Origin of the sequence: Capnocytophaga sputigena (assembly GCF_900446695.1) — a bacterium.
Taxonomy (GTDB): Bacteria; Bacteroidota; Bacteroidia; order Flavobacteriales; family Flavobacteriaceae; genus Capnocytophaga; species Capnocytophaga sputigena.
Genome location: NZ_UAVP01000009.1, coordinates 70468 through 93124 on the forward strand (window position 1 = coordinate 70468; position 22657 = coordinate 93124).

Here is a 22657-nt window from a genome sequence, read left to right on the forward strand (position 1 = left end):
CCCCCTCCCCCAAGGGGAGGGGGGAGAGAATCCGCAAAAGCGATGAGGTTTGTTATTCCATTATTTTTTTAACTTGACGTATTTCGTCATTCGTCACTCGTCATTACCAACCAGGGTTTTGTTTTACAATTCCGTTGGATTTATTGATTTCGCTATGAGGAATAGGGTAGTAATACATCTTTTGGGTAAAAGTGCGTTTTTCTACTTCTTTTACTTGATAGCTAAAATGATTGCCGTTTTTAGTAGCTTGCACTCCAGTAAGTGGCTCATTGAGCACGGTAGCAGCCTCTTTCCAGCGGCGCAAATCCCAATAGCGGTGTTCTTCAAAGGCGAGTTCTATACGGCGTTCGTGTTTTACTTTCTCTCTGAACTCTTCTTTTGATGCTGTAGTAATCGCAGGCATTTCCACACCCGTTCTGCCTCTCACCAAATTGATAGCCTCTTTGGCAGTGAGTGCATAACCGTTGTTAGCATCGGGTCCGTAGGCTTCGTTCATCGCCTCGGCATAGTTGAGGTAAATTTCAGCCAAGCGGAACACTATCCAAGAGCGGAGTCTCTTCTCGTCTTGCACTAAATCGAGGTTGTCGTTCAAAAACTTTTTGAGGTAGTAGCCTGTGCGTGAAGCGTTTTTGGCGTTGTAGTTGTCGGCGCCACCTGTGTATATTTCCATTGTACGTCCGTTCCACTGACTGTTGTTGGTTACTATCGTATAGCCGAGTCGGGGGTCGCGATTGGCATATATATCATTAGGGTCGGGGGTGCCTTTGTACTCATAAGCACTTACCAAATTATGTGAAGGTGTGATGCCGCTGTTCCCTCCTGCCGTGCCAATGGGGTAGTTTTTCCTTTCCAAGTCATTGGTGGCACTTTGGCGAATCGCAAAAATGGTTTCTGAGCTTTTGGCACTTCTGTCGCCGAGGAACAAATCGCGGTAGCTATTGTCGAGGCTGTAGAGATTTAAGCTGAGGAGCTCATTGGCAGCACTGGCAGCTGCTTTCCATTTGTTTATATCGTTAGTGGGGTTGTACAACGGACTTGCCGCATAGAGCAACACTCTGGATTTAAGGGCTAAGGCAGCGCCTTTGGTAATGCGCCCATCTAAGCCAATATCAAAATCTCTTCCCCAATTGGTAATCAAGCTATCTTTGGAAGCATCGATTTCACTCACGATATAATTCACTACCTCGTCCACTGTGTTGCGAGGCAAAAGCGTGTTACTATCGGCGGAAAGCGTTGTTTTTACAAGAGGCACCCCTCCGTAGCGTTTCAGTAGTTCGAAATAGAAATAAGCTCGCAACACGCGGTTTTCAAAGCGCAAAGCCCTTATGCTCTTCACATCGCGATTGTAGTTGTTGATGTCGTTTTGAGTGATAAGGTTGCGGTTCTGCTTTAAGAAAGAAGCATAGTTAGGGAATTTTTCCAAGAAATAAGTAGCTGCTTGTATGCCTTCGTAGTTGTAAGCATACGAATTATCGGGGTTGTTGGTGCTATTCCAGCTTCCTTCGTTAAAAACTTGAGTGTTTGAAGGCGAAAGTGTATATTCAGCCTCGTCGCTCACAGCCGCAAACAGATTGCCATCGATGGCATCAAAGCGGTTTTGCAAACGTGTATAGGCAGCATAACCAAAGTCGTACAACACTTGGTAATTGGTTTTTATCTGCTCGTCGGTATCGTAAATATCTTCTTTGGTGTCTAACACATTACACCCGATGAGTGTACTCATCAGCGCAATGCAGCTCACTGCAAAGATTGTTCTGCTCGGTTTATTACTCTTTAACATAGCGATATATTTTCGGTAGTTCATTTGTTTAAAACTTTAAAGACACACCCATAGTAACCGATTTGAGGGCAGGGTAACCCGAAAGCACTTCGGGGTCTAAGTCGTAATCGGTAAGCAATGATGAGAAAGTAAACGGATTGGCAGCATTTACGTAAATGCGCAATTTGCTAACGCCTATCTCGTCGAGCATTCGTTTAGGAACGCTGTAACCTAACTCTATGTAGCGTACTCTTAGGTAATTAGCTTTCTTTATCCACAAAGTGGAAGGCTGGGTGTTATTGTTGTTGCTCAATAACGACAAACGTGGGTACTGGGCGCTGCTACGGGTATCGATGCCTTGTGCAGGATAGTAAGCCCAGCGGTTTTTGGCGATAGCATACACATTGCCGTTGTTCTCGAAAGCAATCGTTTTTTGGCGAGCATCGTCTAATAAATTTACCTCTCTGCCTTGTACTCCTTGTACAAGCACGCCAAGGTCAAATCCTTCATAACCGAGGTTGAGCGTACCAGCATAAGTGAGTGTAGGGAGGTAGCTTTTGCCTATTTCAGTTTTATCGGCAGGGTCTATACGGTTGTCGCCATTTAAGTCGCGGTATTTCACATCACCAGGGGCAACGTTTCCAAAGGAAGGTTTAGGGAGTGAAGGTAGCAGATTGCCATTGCTGTCAAAATCGTTTATGTTGTAAAAGCCAGCAGCTTCATAGCCAAAGCGCGTGCCGATAGGTCTGCCTGTTTGAGCTGAACTCTCGTTAGTAGCATCGTACTCAGCCATATAGTCTATTTTGTTTTTAGCATACGAAGCATTAGCGCCTATACTGTAAGTGAGTTTTCCTGCTGTATTGCTGTAGAGCGTACTCACTTCAAAACCTCGGTTAGTTACCTTTCCTATATTTTTATAGGGAGGGGTAGCCCCAAAGACACTTGAAATACTGTAATCAGGGGTGATAATACCTTCGTGTTTGTTGAGGAAAGCCTCTATCATCACGTCCCATTTGTTGAAGAATTTAGCTTCCACGCCTACGTTGTACTTATAGGCTTTTTCGGCAAAAATACGTTCATTAGGCACGTATTTTAGTCCGATGGCACTATGCCAGGACGGGTCGTCGTTTCCTGTGGCAAAACCACCTCCTCCGTAAGAGCCGTAATAGCGTTCGTATAAGTAGCGACCTTCGTTGTACACATCGTTACCCGTAGTACCTACCGAAGCGCGCAATTTCAACCGATTGATATTGGCATTCGCCGAAAGGTGTTGCTCATTGAAAACCTGATAAGCTGCTGAAAGGGCGTGATAAAAACCAAAGCGATTGCCTTTCTTGTAGTTATCCGAGCCACCGAAGGCAAAACCGAATTCTGCCGATATGCGTTTGTTCCAATCGTAGAACACACGTCCGCCGATGTTCTGATAAGCGTAGTTGTTGTTCAACCCCGCTTTTCCGTTGAGATTGTCGTCTATATTATAAACGTATTGAAGGTAGTTTACCACTGTTTGGAAAGTGTTTTGTCCAAACTCACGGGCATAACCTGCACCCAACAGAAACTGCAAACGGTTCCATTGGTTGGTACCCCAGTCATCGTTTACTTTGTAGTTGCTATCGCGATGAGTGGTTTGTGCTACCCCATTGAACATACGAGAGTAATCTCTGCTTACAATGCGTGTGCCTCGTGTCCACGAACTGAGTGATACGCCTTGTTGTATGTACAACCCAGGGGTGATGAAGTCTAATTTCTCTTTTAGGTTGAAATTAGCCCCTAAAGTGCGGTCGTGTAGTTGCTTGATGCCTAAGGCTCGGATAGAGGCGTAAGGGTTATCGGGGTGGATGGCTGTACCAGGGAATGAGCCATTGGGGTTTTGCGCTGGATAAATGATATTAGGGTAGCTCGCCAAGTTTTGCCAGAGCTTATACTCGTTGTAATTAGGCGATTTACGGTCTTCTATACGCCCGTTGATATTTACATTTCCTTCAAATATTTTGAGCATACTGAAGTCTAAATTTGCCTTTACGAGATATTGGTCGAATCTTCCGCTGGAATGCGAATCGTCGTTCTTAGAGGCGTACAAACCACTGTTGCCAGCGTGCCCTAATAACACAAAATACTTGGTGTTAGCCGAGCCTCCGCGTATGCTCACATCTTGTCTATCAAACAAAGCCGACTTTTTGAGCACTTTGTCATACCAATCGGTGTTGTATTTCACATCGTTAGGGATATTGTAAAAGCTCGTCCAAGCCCCTGCATCGTTACTATAAGCCTCGTTGTATAGCTGAGCATACTCGGTAGCTGATAGCGGTTTGCTCAATACTGTAGGCATTTGTACGCCCGTTTGGAAATCTACCCCTACCACGGGTTTGCCTTCTGTACCGCGTTTGGTGGTAATCCACATGATGCCGTGCGCGCCTTTCATACCAAATGGCGCTAAGGCAGCCGCATCTTTCAAAACCGTAATCGACTCGATTTCGGAAGGCGATAGCAGTATAAAATCACTTTGGTAACCATCGATAAAATAGGTAACCGAAGGGTAGTTGTAAGAACCCAACCCGCGGATATTTAGGCTGGCATTGTCCATTCCTCCGCCTTGCAATACAGTGAGCCCAGGTAGCAACCCAAACAAACTGTTGGTAAAGTTAGTTGTGGGCATTTTCAAGAGTTGTTCTCCTTTTACTGATGAGGTAGAAAGCGTAGACAATTCTTCGGGTACGTTCAGAGGGCTTTGTGCCTGCATAGCACCTGCCCAAAGCATACAGCCCACAAGGCTACAAAATAATATGTTATGTTTATATTTCATTTCAGTTGTTTTATTAATTGGTTATTAGTACCCAGGGTTTTGTATCAAGTAGCCTTTGTTCACTTCCGATTGAGGGAAAGGCTCTAAATACTGACTGTTGTCCCAATACCCTGTATAGACAGGCTTCACAGCATAAGAAGCGTAATCCCACGCATTCCACCCTTCCGATTTTCCTGGGGCGTACTCAAAAACTACTCCTTTCTTTACCCCTCCAATGATACCATTGGCAATATCGGTGAGTTTCCAGTGTTTTACATCAAAGTAACGGTGATTCTCTTCGTAGAACTCTACTGCCCATTCTCTTTGTACGAGTTTGCGCAAAGCGTCTTGCCCTGTTTCAGTAACATTGGGAAGCCCTGCACGCGAGCGGATAACGTTTAGGTTTTGCAAAGCCTGAGCAGGATTGCCTGCTTCGTTATAGGCTTCGGCGAGATTTAAATAGAACTCAGCTAAACGGTACAAAGGGAATTCAAACCAATCGCGGGTATCAGCCATATAGAAGAATTTTACACGGCGTCCTGCGCCTTCACTGCCCGCTCTTTTTTCCCAAGTAGAGGCATTTGCCAAACTCTCACTTGACCAATAATGCGAACCAGGGTTGTTCCACGCTTGTTGTCCTGCAATCTCTGCTGAGGCTTTAAAGCGGGCTTCTAACTCGTTGCACTTGTTCACATAAGTAGCGTAGCTTTCCCAGTTTTCACCCGTCCACGTTTGGTCGGTACCATCGGTTTTGTAGTATTGAGTAAGCTGCAAGTAACTCATAGAATTTGCTCCTCCTGGTTGGCTGTGAGGATTGTAAGCCTCTATAAAACTTTGTGATTTAAAGGCGAGGAGCACTTCTCGGTTATTAGGGGTTGCTACTGCTGTACCGTAATCGGCTAAGGGGTTTCCCGTATTGATGATTTGATAACCATTGGCAGTTGCCCAGCGTATCACTTGCTCATTAGCCTCTATGGCTTGTTGCCACAACGAAGCATCGTGTGTACCAAAACAAATCAGGTTGTTATTGCCGCCCAAACTCATATAAGGCGTATTGTTATTGAACAGCGGACGCGCGGCGTACATCAATGCTTCGGCTTTGATACACATTGGGATACCTTTGGTTACACGTCCTTTTTCCGAAGCGTTGTAGCTATCGGGCAGGTCGGGAATAGCTTTGTTGCAAAGGGCAATGATATGGTTTAAGGTAGCACGCAAAGTAGCGCGAGGGATATTTAGGTCGGAATCTACTGAAAGTGTACCTTCTATAATAGGTACCCCGCCATAACGTTTGAACATCTCCTCATATCGGTAGGCGATGAGGGTGTACATTTCGGCTTTGATACTTTTCTTTTGTACCTCAGTAAGATCGGGGACTTTATCGATATTCTCAATCACCAAATAGCACTGACGGATAGATTGGTAGTTGAACACAAAACCATCGGAACTCAATGCTTTGCCATCGGAGTCGCTGGCTACCATTCCAGAACGTTGAATTTTATAGGTGTCTTCCCAACTGAATTTCACATCGTTCACTTCTCCCGATAGGTGAGAGAGCGTTCCTGCTTTCAGTCCGCTAATGCGCCCATTGTCGTAACGCAAGGTAATACCCGATTGCAGGCTCATCGCGTAGGCTTGGGCAATAGCCGAGAGAGATTTCTGTTTGCTCGAAAAGATAGAATCGACATTCACATCGCTTCCTAAACTCTTTTCGAGGAAGTGGTCTTCTAACTTACAAGAAAATACTTGTGAGAAAAAGACGAGGATTAAGGTGGTATAAATGAGCTTTTTCATTGGTTGTATTTTTTAAAATTGAACGTTGAGCCCTACGCTATAAGTGCGGGTCATAGGGTAGAGATATCCAGAGGCAGCGCCGTTAGAATCTTGTTGTTCGGGGTCGTAACCATCGTGCATTTTAGACCACGTATAAAGGTTGTTACCGCTCACCGATACTTTCACCGATGAGATGCCTGCTTTGTCCAACCACATTTTCTTTTGCAAGAGATAACTTACTTCTACGTTTTTCAGCTTGATATGGTCGGTAGAGAGCAACCAGAAGTCACTAAACAATCCGTTGATGTTATCACCGGTGCGCATAGAAGCACGTGGGAAAGTAGGAGTAATGCCGTTTTGAGCTTTCTCAGGAGTCCAACGTCCGTCGTACTGATGTTGGAAAGCAGCTCCTGTACCCATATAGAAAGGGTTGCGCGTATAGAAATCCAAAGGCATAGAACCTTGAGCCGTACCAGTGAACAGCACTGAGATTTCAAATCCTTTGTAACCTACATTGAGGTTTGCCCCAAAGGTATAACGAGGAAAGTTTGCATAACCAATAGGCACGCGGTCTTTCTCGTCGATAACGCCATCGCCATTCACATCTACATAACGGAGGTCACCAGGTTGTACTTTATTGCCATCAAAACGCGAATATGGGCGTTGCATTACTTCTTGCCAAGTGTTGTAGAAACCATTGGTGAGATAACCTCTATACTGCCCGATAGCATAGCCCGTTTCATTCATCCAAGAGTGAGGGTTGTTAGGCTCATCGCGGTAGTCAATTTTATTTTTAGCGTAGGATACATTCCCCCCAATACCATAAGTAAATTCACCTATCTTGTCGCCCCAGTGCACTTGTATTTCGTAACCTTTATTGGTTACTTTACCTATATTGCTCGCAGGAAGGTCGGAACCTACAATACCAGGTACTGTACCTCTGTTCCACAAGATGTTGTCGCGTTTTTCTTGGAATACATCGGCATTGATGGTAAGCCTATCTTTAAACATATTCAGGTCGATACCTGCATTGCTTTTTTTGGCGCGTTCCCAAGTAACATTGGGGTTCCCTACACGAGTTTCCCAAGCACCGGTATAGAAAGGGTCTTTGGTCGTACCATCACTACTGCCGAAATAGTAACCTCCTGCACCATAGCCATCGTTGCGGTAGCCTTCATAGCCATAGCCCCAAGTACTGGGCAAGTATAGAAAACGGCGACCACCTACTTGGTCATTTCCTACTTCGCCATAAGAACCTCTGAGCTTTAAATAAGTAACAATATTGTTTTTAGGGAAGAACTTTTCGTTAGTAACTACCCAACCCAATGAGAAGGCAGGGAAGAACCCGAAGCGTTTGCCAGGGGCGAAATTTTCGGTACCATTATACCCCATATTACCTTCAATAAGGTAACGGCGGTCGTAATCGTAAGTAACCCTACCTGCGAGCCCCATAATACCAGCAGGCACGTTAAACTCAAAACCAGGGTCATACGTTTTTTGTCCGTTAGCCAAAAGTAAGGCAGTGATATTGTGTTTTCCGAAAGAGCGGTCGTAGTTAGTAGCTACTTCAAAATAAAGGCGACGCCACTTGCTTGATTTAAAGCGGTCGGTAAGGGTAGTGTGTTTGAGTCTGCCGCCAAAGAAGAGTAGTTCAGCAGGGTTTTTAGGGTTGCGAGTTACGCTATACGAAGGGATAGAACGTTCTCTTTTAACCCCTTTTCTATACAAATCGTTGTAAGAAAAAGTACCTGAAATAGAAAGCCCCTGAGTGATATAATCGAGTTTGTGTTTCAGTTTTAAGTTTAGGTTCAAGTCGGTTTGATAAGTAGTGAGATAAGGTCGCCAGAGCAAGCTGGACAATACTGAATAACCTGTACCTCCTTTGCCTACTAAAGGATTTACACCATCTACATATCCATCGATTAAGCGTCCATCTACAATACCAGGACCTGCAAAAGGAGTATTCGCCAAAATGTGTACTAACATCGACTTTTTGCGGGCTGTTTCGCTGTTTACATCGCCGTCTTGCTCACTACCTAAAATACCACCTACTTTTGAAGATACAGCAGCAAGGTCGAGGGTGAGGTTGGTGCGATCGGTAAGTTCAAAATCGAAGTTAGAGCGGAAGTTATAACGCTGGTATTTAGAGTTTACATCGGCGTTGTGATAGTTAGTTTCTTTAAAAGTACCTCCTTGATAGAAATAACCCAAAGAAGTAAAGTAACGCGTTTTCTCACTTCCCCCTGATACGTTTAAGTTGAATTGCGTTTGAGGAGAAACCCCGCCAAAAGCCTCTTTGAAATAGTTATGACTGGTATAATATAGCGCAGGGCTATTTAGCAGGGCTTGTTTTTGTTCAGGAGTGAGGTTCATCGCTTCCACCTCTTGAGGTGTATAGTCGCGATTGTTCTTGAACTTCCACAACTCGTTGTGAAAACCACTTTCACTGAACAGTTTATCGAAGTTACTTGGGTCGTTGTCATTGCGAATAGCCTCGTTGCGGAAGCGCGCATAATCATAAGAATTGAGTAAATCTAACTGAGTAGCCAACTGACTCATACCAAAGTTATAAGTAAGACTCACTTTAGGAGCGCCAGAGCGACCTCTTTTGGTAGTTACTACCACTACCCCGTTAGCACCTTTCACGCCGTAGACAGCTGTAGCTGAAGCGTCTTTCAGCAAGTTGATACTTTCAATTTCATAAGGGTCCATCGCATTTACGGCATTCATAGAGCTTTGGATACCATCTACTACCACCAAAGGTTCTTGGCTACTTGCATTGAAGGTACTCACCCCGCGAATACGAATAGTGGTAGCATTCCTACCGGGCTCACCGCTGGACTGAGTCGAGGTAATCCCTGGCATACGCCCAACCAGCGCATTGGAGACGTTGGCAACTGCATTTTCTACGAGTTTGTTACCTTTCACAGAAGAAATAGCACCCGTTACAGTTTCCTTCTTTTGGGTACCATACCCTACCACCACTACTTCTTTCAGTTCGGTGGTTTCGGGCAAGAGTTTTACGGTGATGTTGTTGCGGTTTTGCACCTGCACTTTTGCACTTTTATATCCTATATAGGATATATCTAAGGTAGCACCACCGTTTTTTAGGGTCAGCTGGAAGTTGCCATCGAAATCGGAGCTTACCCCGTTTTTGGTACCTACTTCCAAGATAGTAGCCCCCATTAGAGGCATATTGTCTTCATCAACTACTTTTCCTCTGATTGTTTGTGCTGATAACGACTGTATCCCTGCACAAAGCCCCAAGAGCCATACGAGCATCAGTAGTTTGGTTTTGTATGAATGTAATCTATCCATAATTTTGGCATTTTAGTTATATGGAAAATGTTTAATTTCGATGGGGCAAAGGTAGGAAGTTATATCAATAAGGTTGTTATCATTTCTTTTCGTTTATTTATCAAAATCTATACGTTATAAAATTATCTTAAAGTAAAGGAAATATATAGGTGGATATTATTGACTGTTTTTCAGTTGGTTAAAATATTTTTATATATAATTAGCAGAGACAATATTACATATTTTAATACAAATAAGCAAGTACAGGTTTAAAAAAAGAAGAGAGAAAGTGTGGTAGAGGAATAAGAAGATGTTGCCTCACGAAATTGTTATATTTGATAGAATACTTCCCCATTTGTCTATTGTCATACTCTCAAAACCTTTAGGTGAACGCAATCTAATTTCTCTTAGCAGAAATATCAATTGTTCTTTAGTAAGAGCTACTGCTGTAATACTACATCTTATATATAATCCGTATATATCATTTCTGGCGTTGTAAAAAACCTTTATTCTTTTGAGATTACTTATGGCAACACTGAATGTTTGAATACCAGAGAACAAGTAAATACGCCTTTTACAAAAGATAAAAGGTGGTAAATACTTTTGTTTTTCTTTTAAAAGAGGTTCTGTAGCACGTAAAGTTTTGAAATCTCTATCGCTCATTTCATCTAATAAAATAGTACGAGATTTTAAATCACGTTGAGCAAGATATGAAAGAGTATAATAAACTAAAAAGATAGGAAGAGGGAGAAGTATAAAAACATATCCTATTAAAGTGTAAGGTTCTAATAAGTCCTCAAAATGAGGAAGGGGGAATATCACCCAAAATATACCCCAAATAATGCCAATAGTTCTTGTGCCTAAAAAAATGAGTTTAGGTAATACAGATTTGAGAGTTACTCGATAAGCCTCTCTTTCAGGATTAATAAGCGTTTTAGGAGCTTTCTTTTTGTCAAAATAGCGTTGTGTAGGAGTTTTGAAAATCCAAATAGGAGGAACTACAAATAATACTGTAAAAGCTATTACTATTAAAAAAAGAAACCAAAAGATAAGTCCCATAACTAAGAACATTTACTTATTGTAATCCCCCTATTCTTACTAAGCTGCCGAGTATTACCATTAGTACCCCAATAAGGGTTACACAGATGATATGCACTGCCATTTCGGGTAACTTGTTGAGCTGACCTTTGCGCAGTTTAGGCAATACTCTTGTTTGTGCCGAAATAGCAAAGCATATAGTGGTGAGCAAGAAAATGAGTTTCAGTGATACCACGCGCTCAATAGGGGTGGCGAATGAAAACCAAGAGCTGAAACCAGCGTTGTAGTCGTAAGCCATTAGGATCCCCGTGATGATTAACACGGCTAATGAGGGCATACCGATAGGCTCGTAAGTCTTTTCGAAATTGCCTATATAGCTGAAATCTTTATGCTTGAGGGCTTTTGGCAAATAGCCAATAGCCAATACTAAGTGTCCGCCTACCCAAATGGTGGCAGCAATGAGGTGCAGAACGAGGAGAATGTGATGTGTGTACATAGTTTTTTAGGTTTCAGGGGTTAGGGGTCAGGTTTCAGGGGTTAGGGGTTACGCTTTCTATTTCCTAAATTCTAATTCCTATTTATTATTAAAGGTGTTCATTGTGATATTAAGACCTGCTAAGCCAAAAGAAATTACGGCTTCAGCGCATTTTTCTAAACGTTCGGGAAGGAGGACTTTTTCTTCGGGAGCCCACTCACCCAGTACATAATCTATTTGCCTGCCTGACTCAAAATTACTGCTAATACCAAAACGCAAACGCGCATATTGCTGGGTATTGAGTTGGGCTTGAATATCTTTAAGTCCGTTATGCCCACCGTCACTTCCTTTGCCCTTGATACGAATAGTACCAAACGGAATATTCAAATCATCGGTAATTACCAAGAGGTTTTCTAATGGAATATTCTCTTTTTCCATCCAATAGCGCACCGCTTTGCCGCTGAGATTCATATAAGTAGAAGGTTTCAGCAGTATAAAGGTACGTCCTTTTACTTTTATTTCTGTCAGGTCGCCTAATTTTTGAGTGCTGAAGGTAACATTGTGTGTTTTAGCTAAGGTATCAGCCACCATAAAACCGATATTATGGCGTGTATTTGCATATTCAGCACCTATATTGCCTAAACAGGCGATTAAGTATTTTTTCATAGAACGGATAGTTACAAGTTATTTGTTTTGATGTAATCTATGATTTGTTGAGTGAGGTGAATGTGGTCACTGCCTCTCACTCCGTGGGCGTGCATTGGGTAGATAAAAGTATCTATAAATTTATTTTTCTTGATAGCATCGCGGGTGATAGTCATCAGGTGTTGAGGGACAACTACATCGTCTATACTACCGTGAATGAACAACAATGGGCGATTGAGGTTATCGAGGTATTTACCTACTCGGCTGTTCTCATAACCTTCGGGGTTTTCTTTTGGGGTATCCATATAGCGTTCGCCATACATTACCTCGTAGTATTTCCAATCGGTTACAGCTCCTCCAGCTACAGCGGTGGTAAACACATCGGGGTGGCGGGTGAGCAGGCTCGAAGCCATAAATCCTCCGAAGCTCCAACCGTGTACAGCTATACGATTTCCATCGACATAAGGCAAACTCTTGAGGTATTCTACCCCTTTGAGTTGGTCTTTTATTTCGGTTTCTCCTAAATGGCGGTGGATAACACTCTCGAAAGCAAATCCTCGGTTTTCACTGCCGCGATTGTCCAAAGTGAAAACGATATACTGTTCGTTCTCTACGAATGAATGTAACCACAAATAAGTATCGGCTAACCATTCGTTTTTCACTTGTTGAGCGTGAGGACCTCCATATACGTAAATGAGTACGGGGTATTTTTTGTTAGGGTCTAAAGTAGTAGGTTTGTGCAACTTGCCGTAAAGAGGCGTGCCGTCATCAGCTTTTAGAGTAACAAACTCGGTAGTTCCTACAGCTATACCTTCCAATGGATTTTTAGCAGTGAACAAACGTTGCTTATTGCCTTTATCGGTACTGATGAGGTCTGTGTTTTGAGGGATTGTAATGCTGCTATAGCTATCTAACAGATAGTTACCACTATGGCTTAACTGTACATTATGAGAGCCTGCCTCGGGAGTAAGGGCAGTTATTTTTTTAGGGTTTTTGAGGTCTATTTTGAAGGCGTGTTGCTCACGCGGGTCGGCACCTGTACCTGTGATAAACACATATTTGCCTTGTGCATCGAAACCTAAAATATCTTGTACTACCCATTGAAAATTAGTGATTTGCTTGATGAGTTTGCCATTGGTATTGTAGTGATACACATTGGTAAATCCGTTGCGTTCGCTCAACCACAAGAACTCATCGGCTTTGTTAGGCAAGAAAACGGCAGGTTTTTCGGGTTCAACCCATTTAGCATTACGCTCTTCAAAAATGGTATTTACTTTTTTACCTGTGCGCGCATCGTAGCGGTTGAGAGCGAAGTGGTTTTGAGCGCGATTAACTTCGGCTAACAAAATATAACGCTCATCGGGACTCCAAGCTAAGTTTGTGAGAAAGTGTTCATCGGTGGTATCGATATCTAAGTACAGCACCTTTTGGTTTTGGAAGTCGTAAATCCCTACGGCAGCCTGTTCACTGGGTTGTCCTGCCATTGGGTATTTTATAGATTTGAGTGTTGCGGGGGTAGTGGTGATATCAACTAAAGGATAATCGGCGACTTTGCTTTCATCTTTTTGATAGAAAGCTACATAGTTGCCTTTAGGAGAGAAGAAAATTCCTTTGTTGATACCAAATTCATTGCGGTGAATTGCTTTTCCGGCAACGATATTTGCATCGGTGAAAGAGGTAATCGCTTTTTTATCACTCTCGCTGTTAGCGAAATACAAATTGTTATTGAGTGTATAAGCTACTACTTTCGCTTGAGGGTCGTATTCGGCATTTTCACTACCTTTAGGAAGAGTAATCTTTGCCAAAACCTGCTTACCGTCACCGTTATAGCGGTAAAAGGTATTTTCGGATTTGGTTACGATTTCATTTTTGTCAATCAGCAAGATATCGCCGTTTAGTTGTTCAGCGTTTATACTTCCTACTTGCTCTCCTTTGGGGTTGAAAATAAGGTAGTTTCCGTCTTTGGCATAAAGATATACATCACTATCTTTGAACCAACGGAGGCTCTCGAGAGTTTCGGGGAATAGATAGCGGTATCCCATTGGATTAGAGGGATCTTGCACGGCATAAAACACCGATTCGGCTACTGAGAGTTTGCGGTTTTGAGCAAGAGCTGAAAGGGAAAAAAAGGTTCCTAAAAGGAAAAGTGTTATTCTTTTCATAAAATAAGATTTGTGATGTAATTATTTTTTCTTGTTTAATTCTCTCCAAATAAAAACAATTTGCACGACTACCAAAAAGGCGTTGGGCAGAATTACGGGAATACTATGGATAAAGTATCCATAAATTACAAAAAGAGCACACCCCACCAAGTTGGTAAGGCGTATGTACAAAAGGTTATCCTTAATAAGGAAGCTGAGCACTATAAAGAGTGAAGCAGCATATCCAATAATATTAACTATAGTCATTATCGTTTGCGGTTTTTAAGTCGGGTATTGCGTCTGAACCAAAACATAGCCAATGCGCCGAGTGTAAAGGCAATGTATATATACCACTGAGTGCGATCGGGGGTATTATATAAGGCATACACTTGGTAGGCACAATAAAAAGCGATAGCCAAATAGGCATATTCAAAAAAGATACGTGCGTTCATAATTATTCATCTTTGTCCTCGATAGCCAAAATACCAGTGGTTTTATGAGCTTTAACGGTAGAGAATTTCTTATCGAAATCCATACCTATACCATTGGTGATGGTGCCTTTGGCTTCATCGGTAAAACTAAATTCTTTATCGGTAAATATCCAATCTTCTTTTTGATCCCAAAAGAGTTGTTCGGTTTTTAGACGTTTGCCGTCGTAGGTAGTAAGTACTACATTGTTGCGCAGTTCTACAATATCGGAAGAGGGGTAGATGATTCCATATTGAGCTTCAACAGTATTTTTATGTCGGGCTTGGTCGTAGAATTCTACTTTCACACCTTCAGGGAACTCAGAATAAGGCATTCGTTGGTTCGTATAATCTTTGTTGAGAGGGCTTGTAACAACGGCTACCACCTTAGTAGAATCGGTATATACGAGTTTGAAGTTATAGGCTTCACCTTGGGGGAATTTTTTTTGGATGCTGAGTTGTTGCAGGTTACGCATATCGTTGTTACACGAAAAAAGCATTGCCATACCTGATAGTACGGCAATACTTTTTACGATATTAAAAAAACTTATTTTCATATAGCATTACAAACGTGGCACTACTACTGATTGTCCTATCCAGCATTTGAGGGTAACGGTTTTCCCTGCTAATCCAGATTCGAACACATCTACTTTAGACGGAGCTAAAGCATCGTAACGAGCTGCTAAACTTTCCAAACCACCTTTGCGAGCAGTTTTGGCAGCTAACCAGTATACAGCTCTTTTTTCAAATGAAGTGCTACCGCATTCGTTAGCTGAACTTGCATAGGCGTGAGCCATAATACGATAAGCATCAGAGTTTGAAGGGTTGTAAGTAAGCGCTTTTTGTGCATAGGCAACGGCACTTGCTTTGCTGTGTTTAGAAGCGATACGGATAAGGAGTTTAGACTTCTTAAAGTTGTCGGTCTCAAGATTTACCGCCTCGTTGTAGTACTGCATAGCTTTAGCAGAGTTACCAGATTTGTCATTCATTACCCCTAAATAGTAAGCAGAGTTTGCTGATGGTTTTACTTGGTGCAATGAAGTTACTATCTTCACGAAAAGAGGGTCTTTAGTACAATCTTTATCGGACATTTTACCAGCGGCACGGCGCAACCATTCTTCGTTAGTTTTGTTAGCCTCATAGTTCTTAGTGTAAAGAGGGATGAGGTTGTTACAATCGGCAAGCTGACCTAATTTAGCATCGATACTTTCGGCAATAGTTTCGTAGTTGTCTACGCGTTTGCGGTTAGCCTCGAGCAATTTTTTGTCTTTCTCACTGATAGTTCCAGCTTCTTCTTGAGCTAAGTACTTGTTGATAACTTCAGAAAGTTCGTTTTTCTCATCTTGGATTTTATCTGAAATGTTATCGTAGGCATCAAACACTTCTTGTAGTTCTTTTTGTCCTTTTTCGTGTAAGGCTACCAATTCAGAGAAATACAAGTATAAGGCTTTTTCGTTCTTGAAATCGTTTTTGCCTTCAGTGAAAGCTTTGTGCAAGAGGTCATAGATTTCTTGTTCAGAGCCAGCTTTCTCGTCGAACATCAAAAGAGCCTGACGGATGCGCATTTCGGTGGTGTTGAAACGCGAAGCGAAATACTTGTTGTAATCAGTGTACATTTGCAACAATTCTTTTACAAATTGTGTTTTTTCAGCACCGTTACTAGTTCTAATTTTGTCCTGCAAGATGCGTTCACCATAAGCAAAGGTAGCATAGTGTAGAGTAGGACATTGAGTATATACTTCTTTCCAAATAGGATACGCTTCTTTGTAGTTTTTCGCTTTAGCATACTCGCTAAATATCGAAAGTTTCTGAGTGAGCTCAGGAGTATTACAGTTCTGAGCTTCGGCTTGAGTTGCAAAGAAAAAACCTGCAACCACTGTGGCTAATAAAATTCTTCTTCTCATTCTTGTTTGTTTTTATTGATACTTTGTTCGTTGGAACCACTTGTCGTTTAAAGTGAATCCTATTCTTAGGTTAAACTCATTTTCTTTTATCAAATTGGCTGTGGTAGTACCACGTTTGCCATATTCACCCACGAGGGTAATATTTGAAAAACCTTTTACGGGAAGACTTAGTCCAAAAGACGTGCCAAAATAATTGATGTTTTGTCCGTTGAGTACAATTCCAGTGTTCTCGTAGCGGAAACCTGCTCGGTAGGTAACTCTGTGCCAGTAACTTGAGAACGAATGATAGTTAGGAATCCAAAAACCTCCTACTGCGAGTTTGTAGCTATCTTTGTAACTTACATCGGTAGTGGTGAGGAAGGGATTTGAAAATTTACTATTATTAATATAGGTATATTCTAAACCTGTGAACCATTTTTGGTGCTCACCTAAACCTATGCCAACTTCTATTTGTGAAGGCAAGGTAAGTTTGGTATTTTTGAGTCCGGTAGCATCTAAATCAAGAGTTCTGGTTTCACGAACTGTAAGCTGAGCTCCGCTTCGTGAGGAGGCTACATAGCTGAGGGTAGAGATATTGCGTTGATTTTCAGATGAAAGGGTGCTTTGTGGCGTGTATACTAATGAAGTGTATAGGCGCAAACGGTGTTTTAGCGTTTCCTCGTAATACAAACCAATATTGAAAGCTCCTCCAGAGAGGCGTGATTTGCTGAACTCCTGAGTGTAGAACTCAATGTTGTTCTGCTGATAGAGGTCGGTCATATCAATTGTTCCAAAATGATAGCGGAAAGAAGCACCTAAACTAAGCCCTCCATAGATTTGATAACCAGTTGATAAAAAGAACTGATTCACGTTCCCGCTACCTTCGTACTGATATACGCGGTTGGCTTTGGTGTTTTTGATTTTGTAGCCTACAGAAGAATAAGGCACCAACCCAAATGATACTCCTAATTTTTCGACTATGGGAAAACCAAGTGCAAAATAATTGAAAGAGGAAGATTGGGTGTTGAGTTTTGTGTTATTTGTAACAATATTTTTGCGTTGCATTGTAAAGCCAGCGGAAAAAGCGGTGAATTTTAACTGCGAAAGAGCTGCAGGATTTTGAATATTCACGCGAGTACTATCGGCATAAATACCCAAACCGCCCATTGCACTTTCTTCGGCTATTCCACCAAAATTGCGTTCGCCTACGCCGTAAAACGAATAGGGAGACTCGGTTGTTTTTTGTGAAAAAGCAACGTAAGTAGTTGTAAATAAGGCGATAATAAGAGTGATTAACTTTCTATTCATCATATTGTTTAAACTGTCCATTTATAGAGTGTTGCATTTCTTTTTGGTATTCTAAAATACTATTCAGCCCTTCGAGCAACACAAATGAGCTGGCAAATATCGGTTTTTTTATTCTTTCTTGCAAATATTTTTGATTACCTCCGGTGAGTATTACCGCTAAATCGGCAAATTTTTCATCGTATTGTGATATGACACCTTCTATTTCTCGCACCACATTGTTATAGACCCCTGAAAGCATACAACTCTCGGTAGTATTGCCTATAAACTGTTCGGTATCAAAATCTTGTTGTTCTAACAGTGGTAGTTTGGAGGTGAATTGATGCATTGCTTTTAGTCGCATAGCAATTCCTGGGGCAATAGCACCGCCGAGGTATTCTTTTCTTTGGGTAACCACATCAAAAGTGATGCAAGTACCTGCGCTGATTACCAGTGTATTGCGATTAGGAAAAAGCCGTATTGCTCCAGCGATTAAAGCCAAACGGTCAACACCTAAGGTTTGAGGAGTAGCATATTTATTTAGAAAAGGCAAAGGCATTGTGCTTGAAGCGAAAACCACGTGGGGAGTATGTTTTTTTAAAAAGCTGAAACGAGATTCGGCACCTGTTACCACTGAGGCTATAATAACTTCTTGTACCTCATTAAAATCGATTTCTTTCAGCAATTGTTGCTGAAAATCTTCGGTGCTGTAAGTATTAAAGAATACAAGTTCTTGCTTTTTGAAAAGCGCTACTTTTACAGCAGTATTCCCCTGATCGATAATGAGGTTCATAAAAAAGATTTTATTTACTGAAGAAAACTTATATCAAAAAAAGTGCCAATTGGCGAAAAAGCTTTATTTCAAAAGACGTGAGATACTTATTTTAAATCTTTTTAATAAAGGGTTTCATTTAACGTGGTAAAAAAATGTTAAATATTGTTTGCGTTTTGTTAATTATTTTGTACTTTTGCTGCGTGATTTAGAAAAATAACGAAATATAAGAAATTTACTACTCAAGTGTTATCAGAGGATAATAAACTTATAAAGAGGAGTATAACATTTTTAAAAGGATAAATTCAAAAAACATTAACATTTTATTAATTTTTCACACTATGAAGACTTGTCCGCTAACCATTCTTGTTTCACTTGCTATAGTGATGTATTTTTTGTTGGATATATTTTTTTCCTATTCTAAGGAAACTTATTTCAATGAGGATTCTATTTCTGAAAATCTTCCTATTGCCTTTGGTTCAGTTGTAGGGATATTGGTATTAGAGCAGTTGTTTGCTAAAGAGCCTAAGGAGAAAACTCATAAAGAAGGAAGGAAAGTAAACTAACATTTTTAATAGATTTTTTGGGAGTTGCGTCGTTCTTAGAAACAGATATTTAAAGTATAAGTGTTTATGGATTTCAGTGGCTTATGTGTTGAATTGACGTTAAACAATCAATTATTAAATGTTAATTGAAAAAGCCTTGGAAGTGATTGCACTTTCAAGGCTTTTTTGTGGTCCCAGTTGGGCTCGAACCAACGACCCTCTGATTATGAGTCAGATGCTCTAACCGACTGAGCTATGAGACCAGTCCTTTTTTACAAGACGCGGCAAAAGTAGTACTAATATTTGAATTGTGCAAATTTTTTTAGGAAAAATTATAGGTGTGAGGTGTGGGGGTGATGGGAGTAGTGGGAGTGATGAGAGTAGTGGGAGTAGTGGGAGTAGTGGGAGTGATGGGGGTATGACAAAAAACTTTGGCAAAGTGTAGTGACGCAAAAGCGATTTTGAGACTTTTTGGACAGCGCCTATAGGGATGCAAATGGTGTTGAATAGGAAAAGTCCTTTTCTTTATGAGAAAGGGACTTTTCTTTTTATGAAGCATATAATTTTTTTGATTATTCAGATTTTTTCTTCAAACTCTCGGTTATTTGAGCTGAAGCGGTGAAAGAAGTAATCATATTGTTGAGCATTTCAGTACCTGCTTCGGGTGAGTTAGGCAACAAAATGAGGTTGCTTTTAGTTTGCTGACCGACAGCTTGGAGGGTGTCATAATGTTGTGTAACGACAATAAGAGCAGAGGCTTCTTGTGAGCTAACGCCTACTTTTTGGAGAACATCAACGCTTTCTACCAACCCGCGTGCTATTTCACGACGCTGGTCGGCGATACCTTGACCTTGGAGGCGTTTGCTTTCGGCTTCAGCTTTAGCTTTTTCGACGATGAGGATACGTTGTGCATCACCTTCATATTGAGCGGCTACTTTTTCGCGTTCGGCGGCGTTGATGCGGTTCATCGCTGCTTTTACTTGAGCATCGGGGTCGATATCGGTAACCAAAGTTTTGATGATGTCGTAACCATAAGTTTCCATAGACTCTTGAACTTCGCGTTTAACGGCGATAGCGATGTCGTCTTTCTTCACGAATACATCGTCCAACTTCATTTTAGGTACTTCGGCACGAACCACGTCGAACACATAGCTGGTAATCTGATCGTGAGGGTATTCGAGCTTATAGATGGCATCGTATACCTTTTCTTTGATAACGACGAATTGCACCGACACTTTGATTTTTACGAATACATCGTCTAAAGTTTTGGTTTCTACAATCACATCCAGCTGCTGGATTTTGAGGCTGATGCGCGCCGCTACTTTATCGATAATAGGTATTTTCATTTGTAAACCCGAATGGCGAATGCTTTCAAATTTACCGAAACGCTCTATTGATACGGCGGTTTGTTGGCGCACTGTAAAGAAAGTAGAGAGCAAAAATACTAATGCAAAAAAGATTAGGATGTAAAATAAGTAAGACATAATAAAAAAAATATTTTAGGTTGTTATACGGCACAAAGATATAAATTAATTAGCAAATTAGCAAATTTGTTATTTTTTAATTAGGGTGTACCATTCTTCACCTGTAAGGTCGTAGATTTTTTGGATTTTGTGAAGGAATCCTTCGAAATCGAGATTGAGGTCTATGAGATTACCTGATTTTATATCGAATACCCAACCGTGAACAGCAGGGAATTTGTTTTTTATATAACTTTCTTGCACGACAGCCATTTTGGTTACATTAAGGCATTGTTCTTCGACGTTGAGTTCTACCAAACGGCGGTGACGCTGGTCGATATCGGTAATGGCATCGAGTTCGGCGTGATGTAAGCGATATACATCGCGGATGGTTCGCAACCAAGGGTTTAGCAAGCCGTAGTCCTTAGCTTGCATAGCGGCTTTCACGCCTCCACAATCGTAGTGACCGCATACGATGATGTGTTTTACCTGCAAGTGTGATACGGCGTATTGAATAACAGCGGTAGAACTCATATCGAGGGTGTTTACCACATTGGCGATATTGCGGTGTACGAATACTTTGCCGGGACCGACGCCCATTAGTTCTTCGGTGGCTACACGGCTATCGGAGCAGCCGATGTAGAGATAATCGGGGGTTTGGTCTTCAGCGAGTTTTTCAAAGAAATGAGGGTCGCCTTCTTTGCGGCGTTTTACCCATTCGCGGTTGTTTTCGAATATTTTTTTGTATGTAGGCATAAGTTAGGTGACAGGTTACAGGTTATAGGTTGTGGAGGCAAAGGTAAGAATAATTTGTTAATTAGTTAGCTTAGCAATCAGAAATTTAGCATAAATCTCTTGCGATGAGGCGTGACATTCCTTGTTTTTTAGCGGCTTCATCTCCTCGTAGTCCGTGGAGGTATACTCCTAAACAGGCGGCATCTATGGCGCTATAGCCCTGAGCGAGCAAGCTGATGATCATACCGGTGAGCACATCGCCACTGCCTGCTGTTGCCATTCCTGCATTACCGGTGCTGTTCACCCAATAATGCTCGCCATTGGTAATCATTGTGTGAGCTCCTTTGATAAGGAGGATTACTTTGTGCTCTTTGGCAAAATCTTTAGCTTTGGCAAGTTTGTGCAAATCGTCGTGCCATTTGCCTATGAGGCGTTCTAATTCCTTAGGGTGGGGGGTGAGAATCGCATTTTTGGGCAATAAAGCTACTTTTTCGGGGTGTTGAGCGAGAATGTTTAGGGCATCGGCATCGAGGACAAAAGGCGTATCGGGGTATTGTTGCAACAGACTGAACAGTGCGTTAGCCGTATCGGGGTGAGTGCCCCAACCTACGCCTACACCTATAGCCGAGGGTGCAAAAGGAATTTCCATAGCCTTGTAATGTTTTGCCTCGTCGCAGGTGAGCACCATTGCCTCGGGCAGGGCAGTTTGTAATATTGTATAGCCACACTCGGGGATAGCCACAGTGAGTAACCCTACGCCTGTGCGCAATGCAGCTGTACCACTGAGTACTACTGCGCCCATTTTGCCATAACTACCACCTACGAGCAAAGCGTGACCGTAAGTACCTTTGTGTGAGAATTTTGGTCGTTTTCGTTGCAATTGCAGTATATCGGGTTCGAGGTAGTAGTAATCGGGTTGCAGGGTGTTTAAGAAGTGGGTATCTAAACCTATATCAAGCACTTCCCAATGAGGGATATACTTTCCTGTGGAAGGTAGCAAGAAGGGGAGTTTAGAGGTTTGGAAGGTGAGCAGCTGGTGAGGGTGTACCCAAATTTCCTCGGGTGAAGGAATGCGGTCAGTAGGGAGCCCTGAAGGCATATCTACACTTATAATATAGCTATTGGAATTGTTGAGTTGTTGGAAAATTTGCTGTAGCCAAATAGGGACTGGGCGGGAGAGCCCGATGCCAAAAACAGCATCAATTACTACCTTTGCAAAGGAGATTTGAGAGACTTGTTCGGCTTGTATTTCGGTTATGGTAATACCTTGTTCTTCTAAGAGTGTTTTGTTTTGCTGGCAATCGGGGGAGAGGTGGTCGCTAAAGCGCAATAAATAAGTAGTTACGTGCCAACCATCAACAGAGAGCATACGCGCTAAGGCAAGTCCGTCGCCACCATTGTTACCTGTGCCGGCTAATATGGTAAAAGTTTCTTTTTTAGAGCAGTGTTGTTTTATCCAATCAAAAAGTTTTGTAGCAGCGCGTTCCATCAGTTGCCAAGAGGAGATATTTTGGGCAGTGAGGGTTTGGGCATCGGCATCACGTAGTTGTTGAGAGCTAAGGATTTTCATTTTTTAGGTAAGAGGTGTTTTTATTGTCGGT

General features: G+C 41.9%; 18 protein-coding genes and 1 tRNA gene. 1 reads left to right on the forward strand and 18 read right to left on the reverse strand.

All coding sequences use genetic code 11. The annotated features are described in order from the left end of the window. Positions 1-103: 103 nt before the first annotated feature. The 14 genes from DR017_RS10495 to DR017_RS10560 form a co-directional block, all read right to left on the reverse strand. On the reverse strand, positions 104-1804 hold the full coding sequence (locus tag DR017_RS10495) for a RagB/SusD family nutrient uptake outer membrane protein (RefSeq protein WP_002678454.1): 1701 nt from the start codon (positions 1802-1804) through the stop codon (positions 104-106). A 4-nt stretch (positions 1805-1808) separates the two neighbouring features. Further along, on the reverse strand, positions 1809-4562 hold the full coding sequence (locus tag DR017_RS10500) for a SusC/RagA family TonB-linked outer membrane protein (protein WP_002678600.1): 2754 nt from the start codon (positions 4560-4562) through the stop codon (positions 1809-1811). Positions 4563-4586: 24 nt separating this feature from the next. Further along, entirely contained in the window at positions 4587-6335 is a 1749-nt protein-coding gene (locus tag DR017_RS10505; RefSeq protein ID WP_002678469.1) for a RagB/SusD family nutrient uptake outer membrane protein, read from the reverse strand. A 12-nt stretch (positions 6336-6347) separates the two neighbouring features. Then, positions 6348-9632: a SusC/RagA family TonB-linked outer membrane protein gene (locus DR017_RS10510; RefSeq protein WP_002678360.1), complete on the reverse strand. Its 3285-nt coding sequence runs from the start codon at positions 9630-9632 to the stop codon at positions 6348-6350. Positions 9633-9929: 297 nt separating this feature from the next. Then, positions 9930-10670: a hypothetical protein gene (locus DR017_RS10515; RefSeq protein WP_111944746.1), complete on the reverse strand. Its 741-nt coding sequence runs from the start codon at positions 10668-10670 to the stop codon at positions 9930-9932. 16 nt (positions 10671-10686) lie between these two features. Beyond that, positions 10687-11145, reverse strand: coding sequence for a CopD family protein (locus DR017_RS10520; RefSeq protein WP_002678534.1), 459 nt, complete (start codon positions 11143-11145; stop codon positions 10687-10689). Positions 11146-11223: 78 nt separating this feature from the next. Beyond that, the gene (pth, locus tag DR017_RS10525) at positions 11224-11790 is read right to left on the reverse strand and encodes an aminoacyl-tRNA hydrolase (protein WP_002678437.1); all 567 of its coding nucleotides are present in this window, start codon (positions 11788-11790) and stop codon (positions 11224-11226) included. 11 nt (positions 11791-11801) lie between these two features. Continuing rightward, a complete protein-coding gene (locus DR017_RS10530; protein WP_002678384.1) occupies positions 11802-13931 on the reverse strand; it encodes a S9 family peptidase in 2130 nt (709 codons plus the stop codon). 21 nt (positions 13932-13952) lie between these two features. Continuing rightward, positions 13953-14171, reverse strand: coding sequence for a uroporphyrinogen decarboxylase (locus DR017_RS10535; protein ID WP_081450860.1), 219 nt, complete (start codon positions 14169-14171; stop codon positions 13953-13955). Between the two features lie 5 nt (positions 14172-14176). Next, a complete protein-coding gene (locus DR017_RS10540) occupies positions 14177-14362 on the reverse strand; it encodes a hypothetical protein (protein WP_002678359.1) in 186 nt (61 codons plus the stop codon). A gap of 2 nt (positions 14363-14364) precedes the next feature. Then, the gene (gene lptC / locus DR017_RS10545) at positions 14365-14934 is read right to left on the reverse strand and encodes an LPS export ABC transporter periplasmic protein LptC (RefSeq protein WP_002678398.1); all 570 of its coding nucleotides are present in this window, start codon (positions 14932-14934) and stop codon (positions 14365-14367) included. 6 nt (positions 14935-14940) lie between these two features. Beyond that, positions 14941-16281: a hypothetical protein gene (locus tag DR017_RS10550; RefSeq protein ID WP_002678380.1), complete on the reverse strand. Its 1341-nt coding sequence runs from the start codon at positions 16279-16281 to the stop codon at positions 14941-14943. A gap of 12 nt (positions 16282-16293) precedes the next feature. Beyond that, positions 16294-17568: a BamG family beta-barrel-assembly machinery protein gene (gene bamG, locus DR017_RS10555; RefSeq protein ID WP_002678443.1), complete on the reverse strand. Its 1275-nt coding sequence runs from the start codon at positions 17566-17568 to the stop codon at positions 16294-16296. Further along, positions 17561-18337, reverse strand: a complete 777-nt coding sequence (locus tag DR017_RS10560) for a type III pantothenate kinase (protein WP_002678371.1) — start codon at positions 18335-18337, stop codon at positions 17561-17563. Before DR017_RS10560 ends, bamG begins: the two co-directional genes overlap by 8 nt. Positions 18338-18657: 320 nt before the next feature. Here DR017_RS10560 and DR017_RS10565 point away from each other — a divergent pair, with 320 nt between their 5' ends. After that, positions 18658-18882 carry a hypothetical protein gene (locus DR017_RS10565; RefSeq protein ID WP_146741537.1) on the forward strand — a complete coding sequence of 75 codons (225 nt, stop codon included), beginning with the start codon at positions 18658-18660 and terminating at the stop codon, positions 18880-18882. Between the two features lie 168 nt (positions 18883-19050). Here the strand turns inward: DR017_RS10565 and DR017_RS10570 are convergent. The 4 genes from DR017_RS10570 to DR017_RS10590 all read right to left on the reverse strand — a co-directional run bounded on the left by DR017_RS10570 (position 19051) and on the right by DR017_RS10590 (position 22626). Beyond that, a tRNA-Ile gene (locus DR017_RS10570) sits at positions 19051-19124 on the reverse strand. A 309-nt stretch (positions 19125-19433) separates the two neighbouring features. After that, a complete protein-coding gene (locus DR017_RS10580) occupies positions 19434-20345 on the reverse strand; it encodes an SPFH domain-containing protein (RefSeq protein ID WP_002678543.1) in 912 nt (303 codons plus the stop codon). Positions 20346-20414: 69 nt separating this feature from the next. Then, on the reverse strand, positions 20415-21077 hold the full coding sequence (locus tag DR017_RS10585; protein WP_002678508.1) for a carbonic anhydrase: 663 nt from the start codon (positions 21075-21077) through the stop codon (positions 20415-20417). 85 nt (positions 21078-21162) lie between these two features. Next, a complete protein-coding gene (locus DR017_RS10590; protein ID WP_002678370.1) occupies positions 21163-22626 on the reverse strand; it encodes a bifunctional ADP-dependent NAD(P)H-hydrate dehydratase/NAD(P)H-hydrate epimerase in 1464 nt (487 codons plus the stop codon). Between the last annotated feature and the right edge of the window lie 31 nt (positions 22627-22657).

Coding starts and splice junctions, on each gene's coding strand:
- DR017_RS10495 (WP_002678454.1), bottom strand. CDS start 1,804: ATGAACTACCGAAAATATATCGCTATGTTAAAGAGTAATAAACCGAGC.
- DR017_RS10500 (WP_002678600.1), bottom strand. CDS start 4,562: ATGAAATATAAACATAACATATTATTTTGTAGCCTTGTGGGCTGTATG.
- DR017_RS10505 (WP_002678469.1), bottom strand. CDS start 6,335: ATGAAAAAGCTCATTTATACCACCTTAATCCTCGTCTTTTTCTCACAA.
- DR017_RS10510 (WP_002678360.1), bottom strand. CDS start 9,632: ATGGATAGATTACATTCATACAAAACCAAACTACTGATGCTCGTATGG.
- DR017_RS10515 (WP_111944746.1), bottom strand. CDS start 10,670: ATGGGACTTATCTTTTGGTTTCTTTTTTTAATAGTAATAGCTTTTACA.
- DR017_RS10520 (WP_002678534.1), bottom strand. CDS start 11,145: ATGTACACACATCACATTCTCCTCGTTCTGCACCTCATTGCTGCCACC.
- pth (WP_002678437.1), bottom strand. CDS start 11,790: ATGAAAAAATACTTAATCGCCTGTTTAGGCAATATAGGTGCTGAATAT.
- DR017_RS10530 (WP_002678384.1), bottom strand. CDS start 13,931: ATGAAAAGAATAACACTTTTCCTTTTAGGAACCTTTTTTTCCCTTTCA.
- DR017_RS10540 (WP_002678359.1), bottom strand. CDS start 14,362: ATGAACGCACGTATCTTTTTTGAATATGCCTATTTGGCTATCGCTTTT.
- lptC (WP_002678398.1), bottom strand. CDS start 14,934: ATGAAAATAAGTTTTTTTAATATCGTAAAAAGTATTGCCGTACTATCA.
- DR017_RS10550 (WP_002678380.1), bottom strand. CDS start 16,281: ATGAGAAGAAGAATTTTATTAGCCACAGTGGTTGCAGGTTTTTTCTTT.
- bamG (WP_002678443.1), bottom strand. CDS start 17,568: ATGAATAGAAAGTTAATCACTCTTATTATCGCCTTATTTACAACTACT.
- DR017_RS10560 (WP_002678371.1), bottom strand. CDS start 18,337: ATGAACCTCATTATCGATCAGGGGAATACTGCTGTAAAAGTAGCGCTT.
- DR017_RS10565 (WP_146741537.1), top strand. CDS start 18,658: ATGAAGACTTGTCCGCTAACCATTCTTGTTTCACTTGCTATAGTGATG.
- DR017_RS10580 (WP_002678543.1), bottom strand. CDS start 20,345: ATGTCTTACTTATTTTACATCCTAATCTTTTTTGCATTAGTATTTTTG.
- DR017_RS10585 (WP_002678508.1), bottom strand. CDS start 21,077: ATGCCTACATACAAAAAAATATTCGAAAACAACCGCGAATGGGTAAAA.
- DR017_RS10590 (WP_002678370.1), bottom strand. CDS start 22,626: ATGAAAATCCTTAGCTCTCAACAACTACGTGATGCCGATGCCCAAACC.